The sequence below is a fragment of the Streptomyces sp. NPDC034043 genome, assembly GCF_055575675.1.
The window spans coordinates 1-16,407 of sequence record NZ_JBVISF010000025.1; the positions used below are offsets into that span (position 1 = coordinate 1).

Genomic DNA, 16,407 nt, shown 5'->3' on the forward strand with positions numbered 1-16,407 from the left:
CCCTGCGGAGCCAGCTCGCCGAGGCCTCCCGACAACTGGACGACGAGCGCCAGGCACGCCGCCAGGCTGAGGAGCAGGCCCGCGAGGCGGAAGCGGCACGGCGTCAGGCCGAGGGTGGCCGTGCCGTCGCGGTGCAGCTCGCCGAGCAGGCACAACACGCCGCCGAGGAGGCCCACGCCGAGGCCGGCACCCTGCGGAGCCAGCTCGCCGAGGCCTCCCGACAACTGGACGACGAGCGCCAGGCACGCCGCCAGGCTGAGGAGCAGGCCCGCGAGGCGGAAGCGGCACGGCGTCAGGCCGAGGGTGGCCGTGCCGTCGCGGTGCAGCTCGCCGAGCAGGCACAACACGCCGCCGAGGAGGCCCACGCCGAGGCCGGCACCCTGCGGGGTCAGCTCGCCGAGGTCGAGGAGTCGGCACAGACCCGGGTGGCAGCGGCACAGACGGAGGCTGGTAAGGCTGCTGGGCGGTCGCGCCGACAGCCGCTCAAGAAGCCGCGGGGAGGAAGAAAGTAGGCTGTGGCTCCTTGGTGCCTTGCGCCCGTGGTTTCACCTCACCAAGTTGCCTCTAGAGCCATCACGGCGGGGCTTGGCACCTTGCCTCCTTGGAATCTTGAACCCACGGAGGCAAGGTGCCGGCCTGACCCGGCCCACCACACCAGCGGCACAGGACGGCCGCGGATCAGCCTCGCAACATTGGCGAGCGTGCCGACCCCGCAGGTGTTGGGGCGAGTGGGTGGCTAACCTCGGATCGTGACGACAGCAGAGACCGTCTTGTGGAACGTCCAGGCAAAGCGCGGCAACGTATGGGTCACCGTGGCGGACGGGAAAGACCAGACCGCAGAGGGAAACGTCCTGGCGTTGGGAGCACTGGCCGCCCACCTGATGACCGTGGACCACGACAACGACCTGGACGAACGGCGCGTGCTGGTGAAGTCACCCGACGGGCTTTCCACCCGGCTCCGCGCAGAGCTTACGGAAGACGACCTGGTGCGATACCTGCGCAGGCACGGCTATTACCCGCGGCGCGAAGAGGTGCCACTGTCAGCGGTCTTCCCCAAGGCAGTCCACGACGCCCTGCCGCTGTACCTCCAGTCCGAACTGAACCGGGTGGGCCCACCCCGACCGCAATACGACCCCGGCGAACTCGCCTAACCACCCCTGCTGTCTTGAACGGCTTCCGCTGGACCCGGGCGAACGGCGGGAAGTGGCCCCACCTCTCGAACGGGTAGCCGACGGCCCACCCGGACCCACTGTTCACCGTTCCGGTGTGGCCACCGGAGACCGCCGCAGACACAGCGCGATGCCATCTCTAGGCGTGCCCACCCAAACGGTGAGGGCCGCATCCTTGCTGTGGGTGCGGCCCCCTCCTGCTACGGGTCAGCAGCTGAAAGCGCCCAGCTTCAAACGCATCGACCAGCGCGGCGAAGACTGACGAGGCACCCTCCGCTTACTACAGGGCACCCGCCTTCAGCGCGTCCGTCAGCGCGGTGAAGGCCGCGCCGCGCACTGCCATCACCGGGCCGTTCACCAGCTTGGAGTCACGGACGCACGACCAGCTGTCGAACTGCGCGACCGCCACGCACTCGTTGCCGCTCCCGCCGCTGTAGCTGGACGTCCTGAAGTCCGCCGCTGCCAGCTCCTCAGGGGTGGGCCTGTGCCTCATGTGCTGTGTGCTCCTCGCGTGCGATTTCCAGAAGGTGCAGCGATTTTCCGATATCGGCTGCCTGGGTGCGAAGGTAGTCCATTGCCACTGTGTACCTGTGCACGTCCCTGGCACTATCCAGATACAGGCCGCCGCCGAGGAGCTCCACGTATACCGCACCAAGGGCGTCCCGGGTGCTGAGCGTCACGAAGTGCCCCAGACCAGCCGCGTGCGCGCCGGCGCTCCACGGGAGCACCTGGACATCGATATTCGGACTCCGAGCCTGGTCGATCAGGTGGGTGATCTGATCCGCCATCACCTTGTGATCGCCCACGACCCTGCGGAGTACTGCCTGATCCAGGATGACCCAGAGATGCAGCGGCGACGCCTTCTTGAGGACTTCCTGTCGCCGCATACGAGCGTCCACCAACGCCCTGACCCGCTCCGCAGGCAGCCGAACATGCTCTGCCAGGTGAATGGCTTCGGCGTAGGCGCGGGTCTGTAGGAGGCCCGGCACCACCGACGGCGCGAAGGCGCTTTCGTCGTCCGCCTCCTGTTCCAGGGCTACGAGCGGGTGCATCCATTCCGGCACGGCTGAGCCGTCGCCGACCCACCAGCCATCCGGCATATCCTCCGTCAGCCGCACCAAGGCGGCCACTTCGTCCGGCGTACCGCCAGCCGCCTCCGCAATGGCCCGCACCGTGCGGGCCTTGGGCCCCGAGGGATGCCGCCAGTCCTCATACCGGCTCACGGTGGACTTCCCGTACCCGGCCCGCTTGGCCACTTCCTCCAGCGTCAGCCCCGAGCGCTCACGCAGCTTCGCCAGCCCCGTGGCGATCTGCAACCGGCGTGGTCCACCCGCAGATGTCATCAGCCGTCCTTCCGTGCGGTAGCCGCCAGTCTCGCCATGCAGCGCTCGCCGCAGCAAGGTCATAGCCCGATGCAGCCATGCGCATATGCCGCCCTCGCAACCCGAAAGGCCCGGAAGGCGCAATGGGATTCCCATGGAGGGAATTCCAGTGGCACACTGGCGGTAGCCGCTACGGAAAGTTGCCGCGCAGCTGCTGATAGTGATGCACGCCCTTGCTCTGACCAGCGCAGATGGGAAAGATCCCGGATCGCGCTGCCCACGATTCGCAGGACCCAGCCCCGGTACGGCGGGCCCCGACGCGCACCAGACGACGCGAGGTGATGATGACCACCGCCCCCATCAGGCACCGTGCTTCTTTCCCTTTGCCGGTACAGCCTTCCGCCGAGCTGATGGCCCGAGCCCAAGACGGCTTCGCCCGCTTCCTGAAGCACTGGCCGGGCGCGGACAGCGATGTGCCCGACCGCACCGCACCGGAGGCCTGTGGTGAGTAAGAAGGGGAAGTACGAGTACCAGCCGCACCGCCTCCTGAATAAGCGGGTCCGCGACATCGCGTCCGGCGTCGAGGGCGTACTCATGGCCGTCGTCACCGAGAACGTCGCGACCGCCGGCGAGTACTGGATGGACCTGGCATACATCCGCGGCGCGTCCGGCCGCGAGTTCACGACCGCCGTCGACAACGTCATGGAGGCCAGCCGATGACGGCGGCTCCGCCGGCCGGGCTGCACTGGCACGCCTACTCCTACACGGGGCAGCGCGGGCACCTTCCCGACCACGAGCGGGAAGCGCCCCTTGACGCGGCTGAGTGGCTTCGCCGCCCGGCCGGGGAGATCGTGGCCACGCTTGAGACGCCCGAGGACGCCGAGGCGTGGATGCGGCGGCAGCTGGAGCTGAACCCCCCGGCTGAGGCCGAGGAGGGTCACGCGGTCGCCCTGCTCTATCTCCGCATGCGGCTCTACGCCGAGCATTCACCTCCGTGGGCGTCGTACATCGACCGACACGGACGGCATTTGCTGCGATACCTCGCCCCGTGCCCCCTGCCCGCGTGGGCCAGGCCGTTCGACCGGGAGAAGCCCCCGCCGCCGTGCCCTCTGGGCGAGCCAGCCCCCTAAGCCCCCGGCCGGCCGTGCCACGCCGCCGCACGGCCGGCCGGGCTTCACCTCGCCCCTGCCGCGCATCTTCCAGGACCACGGCCGGGCGGGTTTCAGCACCTCCGACCACGAAAATGGAGGCACCACCGCATGAGTACCACCACCCAGAGCACCGCCACCAGGGCCCGCGACCTCATCACGCCCGAGGAATTCGAGGGCGTCGCCGTGACCGTCAGCAGCAACAACCCCCACCTGTCCCACCACGACGCCGAGCGGATCACGGAGGAGGGCCTGAAGTTCGTCGCCGCTGCCGCGCAGTTCCCCGGCGGCATGCGCCCATCCCGGACCGTCGACGAAGGCTGGCACTCCCTCATCCTCCACACCGCCGTCTACGCCAGGCTGTGCGCCCACCTCGGCCGCTTCGTGCATCACCTGCCCGAGCTCCCGGACCCGAACCGGTACACCCCGGGAGCGCTTGATCACACCCTCGACCGGATCCGCGCCGCCGGGTTCGAACCGGACATGGAGCTCTGGACCAACCCCCTGGAGGGCATGCAGGTGGCCGCGACGTGCCAGCACGACAACCAGTGCGCCGACGGAAACTGTTCGGCGACTTGCCGTGACGACCACCCGAACTAGCCTTCCTCGCTAGGCTGATGGGCTGTGACCGAATCCTGGCAGTCAGAGAACCATGACGACCTGATCAAGCACCTACGGGCGCTCCGCCGGCGAGGACAGTTCGTACAGAGCCGCCGTCCCGCCGCAGGAGGGTGCGCCGGGTGCCGCGGGGCCGAGCGCGTCATCTTCGTGGATGGCCGGCGCCGGGTTGTGTACAGCGAACCGTGCCTCGCCTGCCGGGGCGACGGCACCACGGAGAAGGCCCCCACGTCAGCCTGAGAACCCGCCCCTGCCAGCACCCATCCCGCTGGCCGGGGCCCCTTTTTGTCGCGACAGGGCTGTGGGTGGGGCCAAACGAAACCGTTCCGGTGGGGCCACTGGAAGCCGTCGCAGACACATCCTCGGCTGACCAGCCCCGGCCTCGGCTTTTCCCCCTTCGCCAGTACCTCCCTCCTTTTCGCGCGCCCGCCGCCGCGCCGGCGACGGGAGGCCTGCGCGAAGGCCGGGAAGCCGGCGGCGGTCACTGATTCGCGGGCTCTGCCCACACCCGGCCACCAGTCCCAGAGGGGCCGGGGGCGCCGCTGGTGACTGCGGGCCCGTGGGTGGAACTGGTTGGGGGTCGTGGGGGGTCCCTCCGGTCTGGCCGTCCCTCCGCACCATGCCGCACGACCGCACGGGGCAGCTCCGCAAGCTCCGCCACCCCGCACGCCCGCACGGCCCACCGTGAGTGCCGCCCAGACCGGAGGGACCCCCCACTCAGGCCCGGGGCGTGGCGCGCGCGGCGCCACCACCAGACGCCCAGCAGGCCGCCGGGGCCACACCCCAGCACCCCCAACTAGCGCCCTGACCTGCGGAATTCACCCAAAGAGAGCACCGAAACGGGTTGCTAAAAACCCAAAAATTTGGTTCAATAGAGGTGTTGGTGAGGGGGAGGGCAAACCCCCGAACCGGCGTCAGAACCCCTTCACATCAAGGAGATCCGATGACCGTCGCCTACGACATCACGCAGTGGCAGGAGATGCACTGCGGCGCCTGCGACACCGGCAGCTTCACCGAGACCATGTACCGCGAGATCACCTGCATGCAGTGCGGCCACACCCTGGACCGGTCCGAGCTGGTCGACGTTGACGAGTGGAAGACCGTCAACGGCGTGATCGTCGTCCGGATGTTCGACTTCTAGTCACCGCACCCCTGAGGCGGGGACGGAGGGCAAACCGCCCCCGCCTCAGGACCAACACCCTTCACACCAAGGAGCACTCCACATGAGCACCAAGACCGCCACCTCCTGGCCGACGCTCGACACCGCCGAACTGGCCGCCGCCCACAACCTGCCGACGGCCCCCGCCGCCCTGACCGAAGACATCGCGGCCCACGGCATCCAGGAGCCGCTGTACGTGACGACCACCCCGACCGGCGCCCTGCGCGTCGTGGACGGCCTGCACCGCCTCGCCGCCGCCGTCGCCGCCAGCATCACCCACGTGCCGGTCACCTACCGTCCGCTGATCCACGTAACCGCCCTGACCGCGCACCCCGGCAACGTGCGCCGCGACCTCAAGCTGTCGGCCGACTTCATCCAGTCGATCAAGGTCAACGGCATCCGCACCGCCATCCAGGTCACCCGCACCGCTGAAGGCACCCTGCGCGTGGTCGACGGGCACCGCCGCCTTGCCGCCGCGATCAAGGCCAAGATCAGCCACGTCCCCTACACCTACGAGGACCAGTCCGAGGCCGGACAGATGCTCGACATGGTCACCACCGCCCGCCACCGCGCAGGCCTGACCGCGTCCGAGGAAACCGCCGCCCTCTTCGAGGCCGCCTCCCTCGGAGCCGATGCCAAGGCCATGGCAGCCGCCGCTTCTGTCACCGTCACCCAGGCCAGGCAGATCCAGCGCCTCACCAAGTACTGCACGGTCCGGACCGCCGCCGCCACGGCCGCCACCATGACCCTGGAGGAATACGCGATCCTGGCCGAGCTGGAGAAGACCGACCCCAAGGCCGCCTCCGAAGCCACGGACGCGATCGAGGCCGACCCCACGAGCCAGTCCCACGGCTGGATCGTCCGCCGCGCCCGCACCGAATCGGAGGCCCGCGCCAGGCTCGCCGCCCACCGCGCCGAGCTGGAGGCCACCGGCGCCCCCATCCGCATCCGCACCCTGGCCGAGCTGAAAGACTCCGCCACCCGCATCAGCCGTCTCGGACTCTCCGCCGCCGAACACGCCACCTGCCAGGGCCACGTCTGGGTAGCCGACCACATCGAATACGCGCCCTACTGCACCAACCCCGAGCTTTTCGGGCACAAGATGCCCGCCGACGCCGACGCCGACACCACGCCCCAGCCGACCGCGAGCGAGCGGCACGCGATCATCGAGGGCGGAAAGGACTGGGACACCGCCGAGGAAATCCGGCGCGAGTGGCTCGCCACGTTCTTCGGCAAGGCCCGCCGCCCCAAGGCAGAAACCGACCTCATGAACACCATCACCGCCCGCGTGCTGATGTCCGGAGCCGACGTTTTCGGCCGCCGCGCCCGCCACCCGCAGGCCATCGCCCGCCTCAACTCCTGGTTCGGCATCACGGAACACAGCGACGGCGAGACGCGCGCCAAGGCCGTCACCCCCGCCAAGGCCGCCGCCATGGCACTCGGCGCCATCGTCACCGCCTACGAGCAGCACACCGCACGCACCGTGTGGCGCACCGACGGCCGCCACGCAGACGCGTGGGTCCGCGCGGTCGCCGCCGAGTACCTCACGTGGCTGACCGAACTCGGCTACCAGCCCACGCCCATCGAACAGGCCGTGATCGACGGCCAGCCCTACCACACGGCCGCCGTCGCACTCGCCGACGCCGAAGCCAACGGCAAGACCATCAACTAGCCACCGCCGGGCGGACACATCCGCCCGGCACCCGGCCCCGGGGAGGGGGAGGGCAAACCCCCTCCCCGGGCGCCACGGCACACCACCCCTTCACACACAGGAGCAACCCACCATGCAGCACAGCAGCCGCGCCATCGCGCCCGGACCCGTCAGCGCCCTGGAACTTACCGACCTGCTGATGTCCGGCGCGATCACCTCCCTGTCCGTCACCGCTGACGGATCCTGCATCGTCGTCCCGGCCGCCGGACACCCCGTCATCCTCACCACCCCCGCCGAGGTCGCCGCCTACGTCGACCACGCCACCAACGGCACCGGCCCCCAGGCCCTCACCCCGCCCCGCACCTTCCTGCCCGCCCGCCCCGCCGCCAGCACGGCCGACGAGAACGTGTGCGGCTGTGTCGCCGGAGCCGACGCGCCCGCTCCGGTCGACTACGGCCCCGACCTCATGCAGGCCCGCGCGATTCTCAGGCTCCTCGTCCGCGAGTTCGGCATCAGCACCCACGCCATCTCCGCCGCCTACGACGAGGCCGCCCAGGCCGCCGTCGTCCGCATCCAGACCCCCCACGGCCTCTACGCGCTGCACATCCCCGCCATCGGCAGGCAGTACGTCATCCACCGCAACGGACGCCGCGACGGCGTGATCAGCGCCCGCCGAGTCCCCGCCACCAGCGACACCACCGTCACCCTGCTGACCGGCGCCTACCTCCGCGACCGAGGCGCCCTCTAAACCCCAACCCCGGCCGGGGCGGAGGGCAAACCGCCCCGGCCGAAACCACCCCTTCACACACAGGAGCAACCCCATGGACCTGACCCCGCTCGACACCAGCCAGCGCGGCCGCATCTACCTCGCCGCCAGCGTCTCCCCCACCGGCCAGTACGAGGGATCCACCGCCTTCCGACTCTGGCAGCCGTGCCAGACATGCGGCCCCCGCCGCTACGACGGCCAGCCGTTCCCCTGCCGCACCCCCCACGCCCACGCCAGCCACCTCGTACGGTCATGGCGCCGGATCCACGACGGCAGCGGCCGCACGTTCCTCCTCCTGGCCCCGCAGGTCGACACCGTCGCCCAGGCCGAGGCCTACGCCGCCCGGATGGCCCCCCTCCTCACGCGGCCCCTCCAGCCCGCCGCCGACTACCGCCGCGAGGCGCCGACCGCCCGAGCGGCCCTCTAACCGCACCACGCGCCGGGGCGGCAAAACGCCGCCCCGGCCCGCGAACGCCCAGCACAACGGCCCCCAGGGGCCGCCCAGGCGGCCCCCAGCCGCCACCCGGCCAGGTCGCTTTCCCGCCGGCCGCGCAGTCCACGGCCCCGCCGGCGCTGACGCGACGACCGGCCGTACGCGCCCCCCGGCCGCGACCCGCCCAGGGGGCCCGGCCCGGCAGGCGCCGCCCGGCCGTAGGCCCACCCTCTAGACGCGCACCCCAGCCGGGGCTGAGCCTCCTCGCTCCCCACCCCGGCCCCCCTCCCCTTCACGCACTTCACACGAAAGACAGCACGCGCCCCGAGCCCCCCACCGCCGGCGAGACCAGGCCCCCCGGCATCTGCCAGCCGTGCCAACCACCCAGGAGACACCTCGTGTTGCCCGCCGACCTCACCCCGCCCGGGGCCACGGACCCGCAGCCCTGTACCGCCTGCACCACCGGATGCCACCACTGCTACTGGACCGGCATCCACGGGGCCACAGCCGACGACTACGACCCCACCCGCAGGCGAGCCCAGTACGCCGCCGAAGACATCGGCCCGAAGCTTGCATGGACCGCCCGCCACCTGGACGCCGTTGACCACGCCGCCACCACCGGCATTGTCGTCGACCAGCAAGGCGGCTACCGGCGCCGCCCCGGCGGTCGGCGCATCGCCGCCGCAATCGTCAAAGACCTCACCGCCAGCGGATTCCTCACCGCCCCCGACGACCACGGCCGTATCACCCCCACCCCCGACGGCCGCAAAGCCGCCCTGCTGCTGCACACCGCCGGACCCGCCGCCCTGCTTTCGGCCGCCGACCAGGCCGCCCGCGTCCGCCGCATCCGCCGCGCGCACGAAGGCGACAGCCCGGAGGACAGGCAGCAGCTGATCTTTCCCTGCCTTCCCCAGGGCGACCACGCCGCCGTCCTCGCCGTCCGTGATGCCGCCCGGCTCCGCGAGCTCCAACGGACCATCGCAGCCAGCCGCGCGGAGGCCGAGGCCTGCCGGATCCGGGCTGAGGAGGAGTACGCCACCGGACAGGCCGTCACACGGGCTCGCACCCATGCCGAGCGCGAGAAGGCTGCACAGCAGGCTGTATCGGGCTGCGGTGAGTGCCCCGACACCTGGGCTGTCGCGGCCCGTTGCGGCATCTGCCGCAACTCGACCCACCCCGCTCCGCACCGTCGCGGGCAGCCCGAGGAAGTCGAGGAGGTCGAGGGCGAGTCCGGGCAGCAGGAGCAGCGCGAGCCGGCCCCACTGGCACCGGCCCCGGCCCCGGACGAAGTCGAATCGGCCCCGCCCGTTCGGGACCGGCCCATGGGAACGATCGAAGGGCTACCCCCGTCGGTCCGTATCTCCTCCCTCACGCTGCGGGACGACGCCTACGCCGTGCTGTGCCTGCCCTGTGGCGGAGGCGGAGCGTACGTAGCCGTCCAGACGGTACGGACAGGGGATTGGTCCCGCGCCGACGCCTACGCGGCCGCCCAACGACACGCCGCTGACCACGCCCGCCGCACCGAGGCCGTGCTCAACAGCCCTCTCTGGCAGGAGCAGGCCAGCGCCCTGGGCTGGACTGCCGCCCAAGCCGACGCGGTGTGGGCGGCCGGACGAGGACACCTCCACTACGACGGCACCGTCTACTACCAGATGGACCCCCACGACCCGCGGGCCCGGGGCCGCACCGTTTCCCGCCGCCGTGTCACCACCCTCACCGAAGCCGGCTTCCTACAGTGCGACGGCCGACACGTCACCCCCACCCCGGACGGGACCCAGGCACTCACCGCCTGGACCCGGATCCGCCCCGAACCCGCCCACAAGGAGGCCCGCTGCCTGCGGCCGCTTCGCGGCGGACACGAAGAAGCCCGCCGCGCCGAGCTGGAACGCGCCGTGGCCGAGCGAATCTCCGAAATCCGCCGCTCACACCACGAACAACTAGAGCTGTGGCCCCGCGAACCCGTCACCGCACACCCCCGGCCGCCCCGCCGAGCTCCCCGCCCGCACATCTCAAAGCGCTTTCCCGGTCAGCCCCATGCGACCCTCCCCGCGAACCTTCTTTTCACCTAACAACCCGGACGCGCCCACGCGACACACCCCCCGGGCCAACTAGCAAAGAACCCAGAAATTTGGTTCAATAAGAGGGTTGGCGGGGAGGGCAAACCCCGCCCACCAGGCGCTTCCGCGCCCCATCCCTTCACATCCCATCGGAGAGAACATGCAGAGCTACACGCTGCCCGGAGCCCGCCACTTGGCGGCCGCCGCCAACCGCGCCCAGGACCTGCGGGACACGGGCACCAACAGCCCCGAACTGGCCCGCCTGGCTTCCCTCATCCTCGCCGCGATCGTCCGCGACGCCGTCACCGGCTTCGACCACCGAGCCCCCTTCGACGCCGTCAGCCTTGAACTCGCACCCGGCGGCCGCGCGGGCACCGTCGAGGCGACCGGCACCTACTGGACGGCGGCAGACGAGCCCCGGCAGCTCGCCGAAGACGACGTCTACGAGCTCAACGACTGGACCCGCTGCCTCACCGCCGGAAACCGGGCAGGGTGGGCGCCGCTGTGCCGTACGGCCGCAGGCGCCCCGGCGCACAACCGGCTCGACCTGCGCCGCGCCGCCGAGCCGGTCCCGCTCGCCTGACCCCCGCCCGCCCCACCCCGTCATGGGGCGGGGCGGGAAGCCGGACCGTGCTCCGCAGCCACCAGCGGTGCAGTTCCGGTGAACACGCCGAAAGCTGAGTCAACAGGGCCGCCGTGGCGGAGGAGGGCAAACCTCCGCCCGGCAGCGGCCCGTGCCCGCCCCCCTTCACACCACCAGGAGCCCCGCTGTGCAGCACGCCGACCGCGACGACTTCAACGACCGCGCCATTCCCACGATCCCCCGCCAGCGCGCCCCCCAGTCCGGCGACGATTACGACACCGCCCGAGGCCTGCGCATCCCGCGCCAGCCGGGCCCCGACCAGAGCGACAACCACTGACCGGAGGCCAGTCATGACCGCCATCCTTGCCTCCACGGACATTCCCGGGGCCTAGACAGCAAGGCGGCCCCCGGGAGAGATCTCCCGGGGGCCGCCTGAGAAGAAGTCGCCCGGCGGCGCAAGGGCAAATGGCCGCCGGGCGTATGTCCCCTTCACACCGGAGCCCTAGGGCCCACGGAAAGGACACCACCATGGTAGACCCCCAGCCGTACGACCTGGTACGCCTGCACTCCGGTACCGCCGGCATCACCGACGGCACCACCTTGATCATCGCGGACACCGTCCCCGACCAGCCCGGCACCTATGTGGTGTGGCACCTTGAGGGCCACCCCGACCACCTCGACTGGGCGGCCGCCATCACCCGCGCCGACATCGCCGCCCTCACCCGAAGCAGCCCCCGGGGCGACGTCCAGACCTGGACCCCCGCCCCCTGACCGAAGCGGGCAGCGCCCGCCAGGAGCACCAGCATGACCGAGGACACCGGCGGCCCCCGCCGGCTCACCCGCGACGAGCTCGCCGCCGCCTACGGCTACAGCCGCAACACCCTGGCCCGCCTCTGGGAGGCCCGCGCCACCAACGGCCACCCACCGGCGCGGCCGGGGCCCGGACGTACCCTCACGTGGGATGCCGACGAGTGGCGAGCATGGGACCGCGCCCGACACGAAATCGTCGGCACCGCGCAGTTCGCCGCGCTCCTTGGACACAAGGACAGCTCCTGGGTCTCCAAGGCCACCAGCGCACCCCCTGAGGGATTCCCCGAACCCGTCGAGTGGGGAGACCCCGAGAAGCGGCAGCGTCCCAAATGGCGCCTGCGGGACATCAACCGGTACATCGATACCCGCGATACCACCAAGCCCCCCGCAGGAGCGGGGAGCCGGGCGGGGTCCACCCGTCCCTCCACCCCCTACGCCGGCGACCCCCGCTTGGCCCTCGCCCGCCAGGTCATCGCCGAACACCCCGACGAGCGCCCGGCCCGCCTGATCGAGCGGCTCCACCAGCTCCACCCCGGCCCCTCCGCCAGCACCTGGACCAAGATCCTGCAAGCAGCCCGAGACCAACCGGAGAAGTCATGACTTCCTGCCCCCGCTGCGCCGGCCCCCTTGGAGCCCGGCCCGCCCGCTCCCGCACCACCACAACCCGAGATCTGTCCATCTGCGCCCCGTGCGGTACGGATGAGGCCGTCCGTGACGCCCTACTCCTGCCGCCGGTCCCGCCTACTGACTGGGCCCAGTGATCCGTCTGACGCCCGCCCGTTTACCCGGGCGGGCGTCAGACGGCCAGTCAGATTCTGGCAACTAGTCAGATGAGTAGCTCAGCGTCAACCGGCGTGGTGAACTAGCCACTTATGGCTGAGAATCGGCAAAACATCAGCCGATTGCTGCGGGACTTGCAGCAAGAGTGGTGGGAATCTGGCATGATCGGCCCTATGAAGGATCCGAGGCGTTTGGGCCCCCCGAAGGGCACCAGGTTCCGCCCTGTCAACTATGACCCCTCTTCGGGGGCTCAGTACCGGCCCGGCAGCAACTTCGATCCCGAGGAAGCCGTCAAGTTGCTGGACATCTGCCAGGCACTGGACATGTCCGTGGCCGGCTTCTTGAACCGCGTGATTGAGCTCATGGAGGTCGACCCCGAGACGGGCAAGCCCGTGGGGTGGCCTGGGTCAGTAGTACTCAAGGAGGCCGGGTGATCTCTCCGGCCGCGTAGCCAGTCTGGAATTTCCTATCCGTTGACTGGAACGTGAGCCGCCCGGGTCTCAGCCCCTAAAACACAAAACAAGGATCCCCATCCATGTGTTGCTGAGACTCCGGGCCCTAGAAAAAGCACTCCAGCCGCCGTGTGCGCCGGTTTCCTAGGCCAACGCGCGGGGGCTCTCGTGCGTCCTCATAGCACCGAGGAGCCCTGCCATCCTAGCAGCGAGCCGCGGTGATGGCACCGGCATGCCTCTAACAGGTGTGTCGGCGGCTCGACTTGTCGACAATCCTGATGCCACCACCGCAAAAAATCCGGGCGATTCGTCCGGGCATATCCCCCATCTCCCACCCGCCGTGTGGGCCGTGGTCGACATCGACGCGGACGCCGCCGAGGCGGCGTACGTGCTGCCCCGGTTCGTCCAGGGGGTTTCTCCCGGGCGTCGGGTCCGTGCGGCCGCTGGTCAGCCGGGGGCGTGGGCGAACGTCTACCCGTCGTCAATCCCGCTTGATCAGGTGACGATTGGGCGGCCGGTCACGGTCTACCTGACCCGGTGGAGCCGCAAGGGCCGTGGGCCGTTCGTGCGACTGGTCTTCGACCTTGACGCAGGCAACGCCGGACGCGCCCAGGTCCGCGCCGACGCCGCCGCTCTGACGCGGGCTCTGAACGCACATGGCATCCGGTGCGTGCCCGTCATCTCCGGCCCCACCGGGGGCATGCACCTGTGGGCGGCGTGCCCGGAGGGTCTGGACGCCGCCGTGGTGGCGCGGATCGCCCGGGCCGCGAAGCGGCTGTATCCCAGCCTGGACACAAGCCCGCTGACCAACGGAACCACGGGCGGGGTGCGGCCGCCCGGCTCCCTCCACCGCGCCGGCGGATACGCCCGCCTCGCCGAACACACCGTGGAGGAGGCGGTGGCCGTACTACGGCAAGGCGCCAACCGAGGGGCGTGGACCTCGTTCCTCGCCTCCCTGGAGGCCATGGCCGCCTACCCGGCACTGCTGAGTGAGTCCCGCGTCCGCGCGGCCGGCCCGCAGCTCGCCCAGGTCCACCACCGCGGCCGCCCCGTCCCCCCCTCGATCGCCGCCCGGGGCCCAGTCGTCCGTTCCATCACGACCGACGACACCGGCCGGATCAAGCTGGACCGCCCTTGGCGGCCCCTGAGCGCCAAGGCCCTGGCCGCGCTCCGCAGACGCCCCGAGGACCGGCCTGATGCCCACAGCGCCGCCGTACACGCGCCCGTACGCACCCACGCACTCTCCGGAGGCACCTACCAGCAGTTGCGCGACCTCATCGCGGACGAGGAACTGTCACCGGCACTGGAGTGGTTGCGCACCGCCTCCGTCCCCGGCGGCGGCCGTGTCCCGCTGACTGAGGTCGAGGCGAGCCGCCGGGCTGAGCGGGTGTGGTGGCTTGCGGTCCAGGACGCCGCCAGGCTCCCCAAGCGGCCCGCCGACGACGGCGACGCCCCCCGCGCGGACACCGCGGGAGCGCTGGCCAGTGCCGAGCTGACGGCCCGTATCGAGGCAGCAGGGCCCGACTACTGGGCCCGCCCCTCCGGCACATCTGATCGCAACCTGCTGTACGCCGTCGCCTTCCGGATGGCGTTCAGCGGCGCCGCCGAGGTCAGCGCCGACGTGCGCGGACTCGGCGTACTCATGGCCCGCGCGAAGTCGACGGCCGCCGCCTCCATGTCCCGTGTCGTGCTGGACGGGTGGCTGCGCGTCACCTCCGCCGGCGACGCGCAGACCTTCACGGCCCGCCGGGTGGAGCTCGCCGACAGCCACGAGTGCCCGGACAGCGAACATCACCGTTGCGCCGTGCACGCCAGCCCCACCGCCGCACAGGAAACCGCAGGTCAATGCGGGTCGGACGGATACCGGAACGCCCCCCCCCCAACCACAGGAGGGCAGGTGGTTTCGATGTGGGCGGGCCGTCTCGGAGAGCGCATCGCCTTCCAGCAGTCCGGCTTGTGGACGGCTGTGGGTCACACGGTAGGCCGCACGCTGGAGGCTCTGGAGGCAGGCACGCCCACCGAAGAGCTGTCCCAGGCCACGGGATACCGGCCCGCTACCGTCAGCCGCCACCTCGACGTCCTCACCTCCGCAGGGCTCATGACGTGGTCCGTGAACGCTCAGGGGCTCCGAGTACCGGTCCGTACAAGCAAGACGCTCTACGAGGCCGCCGCGGGGTACGGGACCGCCACCAGGCCCGGGGAACGGGCCATGGCCGCGTACGTCGACCGGGTTCGCTGGGCTTGGTGCATGCGCGAGACCGAATACTGCCGCCTCAGCCTTCCGGCGAAGCGCCACATGGGTCCCCGCCCCGCGGCCGATCAGCCGGTACCTGCCGGGTTCGATCCGTACGACAGGGCCTATCCCCGCACCGCTGACGGCTACTTCGACCACGCGGCCGCCTGGCAGATCGAGGCCTTGCGCACGGGCGCCCTCGCCATCGCCCTGGCCGCAGACGCCCTGGCCCGTGCCGGACAGCCGGTCGACCCGGCACGGCTCAAGCCGCCCACCCGGCAGGCCGCCGAGAACGACTACAGGGCTGCGGCATGACGACCGATCGCCCGGCACGCCCGGGCCGGGCCCAGGCGGCCGCCGATGATCGGCAGGCCGCCCGGTGACGCCTACGTCAGAGGAGCCCGGCCCCGGCCAGGACAGATGCGGCCCGCTCCAGCAACTTGAAATTCCCCTCCCCGTCCGGGTTCGCGTCCGGATGCAGGAGCTTCGCCGCACGCCGGTAGACCGGCTTCAGCTTGACCGTCCCGTCATCGACCAGGCCGGCGAGCCGGAACAGAATCCGCCGGGCCTCTTCGACGCCCAGCCCGGAGGCACGCCGGTAGGCCCGCGAGTCCGAACCCGATCCTGAAGAAGACGTCTGCTCCCGCCTGGCTTGCTGGCGCGCCCGCTCCCGTGCCTGATGCTCCTCCCACCGGCGCCGCTCTTCCTCCCGCCGCTCCTGGGCCAGGCGGGCCCGGTAGGCAGCCTGCGAGCACCGGTTGGAGCACCAAAACCGCTCCTGCCCCGCCCGGGAGCGGATCCAGTGGAAGCCCTGCATGCAGTGCACGCAGTAGCCGAATTCGGGCACCCCCGCATCGATGCTCCCCAGCCCGTTGCGCTCCCGGTAGGCGCGTTGTTTGCAGGCCGGCGAGCAGTACAGCGACCTGCCCGTGACCCGCCGCGTGCACTGGCCGCACTGCCGCCGCTCTGCCGCCATCCGGACCCCTCACCTCTCTTGCCGCCCTGGACGTAACGCGTTGGGACAACGTGTTACCTCTAACCGTAACGTGTTGCCTCAACGCGTTACCCCTAACCGCAACGTGTTGCCCCAACGCGTTACGGATCCCCCGCCGGAGGTTCCGGTGGCAGGCGCTCAACTGGAGCCCGAAGTTTCCGACTTATCGTTTCCGGTAAGTCGGAAACTCGGATGTGTGGCAGTGTGGATGACGCCTGGTCAGTATTCTGCG

Annotated in this window: 18 protein-coding genes; 14 read left to right on the forward strand and 4 right to left on the reverse strand. The window is 70.8% G+C overall.

What is annotated here, in order from left to right; translation table 11 throughout:
- On the reverse strand, positions 1 to 365 hold a 365-nt coding region (locus tag ACZ51S_RS32765), incomplete at its 3' end, for a hypothetical protein (protein WP_468962889.1).
- Positions 366 to 749: 384 nt separating this feature from the next.
- Here ACZ51S_RS32765 and ACZ51S_RS32770 point away from each other — a divergent pair.
- The gene (locus ACZ51S_RS32770) at positions 750 to 1,151 is read left to right on the forward strand and encodes a hypothetical protein (RefSeq protein ID WP_468962890.1); all 402 of its coding nucleotides are present in this window, start codon (positions 750 to 752) and stop codon (positions 1,149 to 1,151) included.
- 298 nt (positions 1,152 to 1,449) lie between these two features.
- Here the strand turns inward: ACZ51S_RS32770 and ACZ51S_RS32775 are convergent, their stop codons facing one another.
- Both ACZ51S_RS32775 and ACZ51S_RS32780 read right to left on the reverse strand, forming a co-directional pair.
- Complete coding sequence (locus ACZ51S_RS32775) at positions 1,450 to 1,662, reverse strand: DUF397 domain-containing protein (RefSeq protein WP_468962892.1); 213 nt, start codon at positions 1,660 to 1,662, stop codon at positions 1,450 to 1,452.
- Complete coding sequence (locus ACZ51S_RS32780) at positions 1,640 to 2,575, reverse strand: helix-turn-helix domain-containing protein (RefSeq protein ID WP_468962894.1); 936 nt, start codon at positions 2,573 to 2,575, stop codon at positions 1,640 to 1,642. Before ACZ51S_RS32780 ends, ACZ51S_RS32775 begins: the two co-directional genes overlap by 23 nt.
- A 387-nt stretch (positions 2,576 to 2,962) precedes the next feature.
- Here ACZ51S_RS32780 and ACZ51S_RS32785 point away from each other — a divergent pair, with 387 nt between their 5' ends.
- The 13 genes from ACZ51S_RS32785 to ACZ51S_RS32845 all read left to right on the forward strand — a co-directional run bounded on the left by ACZ51S_RS32785 (position 2,963) and on the right by ACZ51S_RS32845 (position 15,496).
- Positions 2,963 to 3,211 carry a hypothetical protein gene (locus tag ACZ51S_RS32785; RefSeq protein WP_468962896.1) on the forward strand — a complete coding sequence of 83 codons (249 nt, stop codon included), beginning with the start codon at positions 2,963 to 2,965 and terminating at the stop codon, positions 3,209 to 3,211.
- Between the two features lie 539 nt (positions 3,212 to 3,750).
- On the forward strand, positions 3,751 to 4,239 hold the full coding sequence (locus ACZ51S_RS32790; protein WP_468962898.1) for a glycine-rich domain-containing protein: 489 nt from the start codon (positions 3,751 to 3,753) through the stop codon (positions 4,237 to 4,239).
- Positions 4,240 to 5,200: 961 nt separating this feature from the next.
- Entirely contained in the window at positions 5,201 to 5,398 is a 198-nt protein-coding gene (locus tag ACZ51S_RS32795) for a hypothetical protein (RefSeq protein ID WP_468962900.1), read from the forward strand.
- An 82-nt stretch (positions 5,399 to 5,480) separates the two neighbouring features.
- The gene (locus ACZ51S_RS32800; protein WP_468962902.1) at positions 5,481 to 7,088 is read left to right on the forward strand and encodes a ParB/RepB/Spo0J family partition protein; all 1,608 of its coding nucleotides are present in this window, start codon (positions 5,481 to 5,483) and stop codon (positions 7,086 to 7,088) included.
- A 112-nt stretch (positions 7,089 to 7,200) separates the two neighbouring features.
- Positions 7,201 to 7,815, forward strand: a complete 615-nt coding sequence (locus tag ACZ51S_RS32805; protein WP_468962904.1) for a hypothetical protein — start codon at positions 7,201 to 7,203, stop codon at positions 7,813 to 7,815.
- A gap of 73 nt (positions 7,816 to 7,888) precedes the next feature.
- Positions 7,889 to 8,260, forward strand: coding sequence for a hypothetical protein (locus ACZ51S_RS32810; protein WP_468962906.1), 372 nt, complete (start codon positions 7,889 to 7,891; stop codon positions 8,258 to 8,260).
- Between the two features lie 404 nt (positions 8,261 to 8,664).
- A complete protein-coding gene (locus ACZ51S_RS32815; RefSeq protein ID WP_468962908.1) occupies positions 8,665 to 10,335 on the forward strand; it encodes a hypothetical protein in 1,671 nt (556 codons plus the stop codon).
- A 148-nt stretch (positions 10,336 to 10,483) separates the two neighbouring features.
- The gene (locus ACZ51S_RS32820) at positions 10,484 to 10,906 is read left to right on the forward strand and encodes a hypothetical protein (protein WP_468962910.1); all 423 of its coding nucleotides are present in this window, start codon (positions 10,484 to 10,486) and stop codon (positions 10,904 to 10,906) included.
- A 187-nt stretch (positions 10,907 to 11,093) separates the two neighbouring features.
- The gene (locus ACZ51S_RS32825) at positions 11,094 to 11,243 is read left to right on the forward strand and encodes a hypothetical protein (protein WP_468962912.1); all 150 of its coding nucleotides are present in this window, start codon (positions 11,094 to 11,096) and stop codon (positions 11,241 to 11,243) included.
- A gap of 191 nt (positions 11,244 to 11,434) precedes the next feature.
- Positions 11,435 to 11,677 (forward strand): DUF6211 family protein, encoded by a 243-nt coding sequence (locus ACZ51S_RS32830; RefSeq protein ID WP_468962914.1) that lies wholly within the window; start codon positions 11,435 to 11,437, stop codon positions 11,675 to 11,677.
- 33 nt (positions 11,678 to 11,710) lie between these two features.
- Positions 11,711 to 12,316, forward strand: a complete 606-nt coding sequence (locus tag ACZ51S_RS32835; RefSeq protein WP_468962916.1) for a hypothetical protein — start codon at positions 11,711 to 11,713, stop codon at positions 12,314 to 12,316.
- 353 nt (positions 12,317 to 12,669) lie between these two features.
- The gene (locus tag ACZ51S_RS32840) at positions 12,670 to 12,930 is read left to right on the forward strand and encodes a hypothetical protein (protein ID WP_468962918.1); all 261 of its coding nucleotides are present in this window, start codon (positions 12,670 to 12,672) and stop codon (positions 12,928 to 12,930) included.
- Between the two features lie 517 nt (positions 12,931 to 13,447).
- Entirely contained in the window at positions 13,448 to 15,496 is a 2,049-nt protein-coding gene (locus ACZ51S_RS32845; RefSeq protein ID WP_468962920.1) for a hypothetical protein, read from the forward strand.
- Between the two features lie 76 nt (positions 15,497 to 15,572).
- On the opposite strand, the gene ACZ51S_RS32850 is transcribed toward ACZ51S_RS32845, so the two are convergent.
- Positions 15,573 to 16,157, reverse strand: coding sequence for a J domain-containing protein (locus ACZ51S_RS32850; protein ID WP_468962922.1), 585 nt, complete (start codon positions 16,155 to 16,157; stop codon positions 15,573 to 15,575).
- Positions 16,158 to 16,407: the final 250 nt, after the last annotated feature.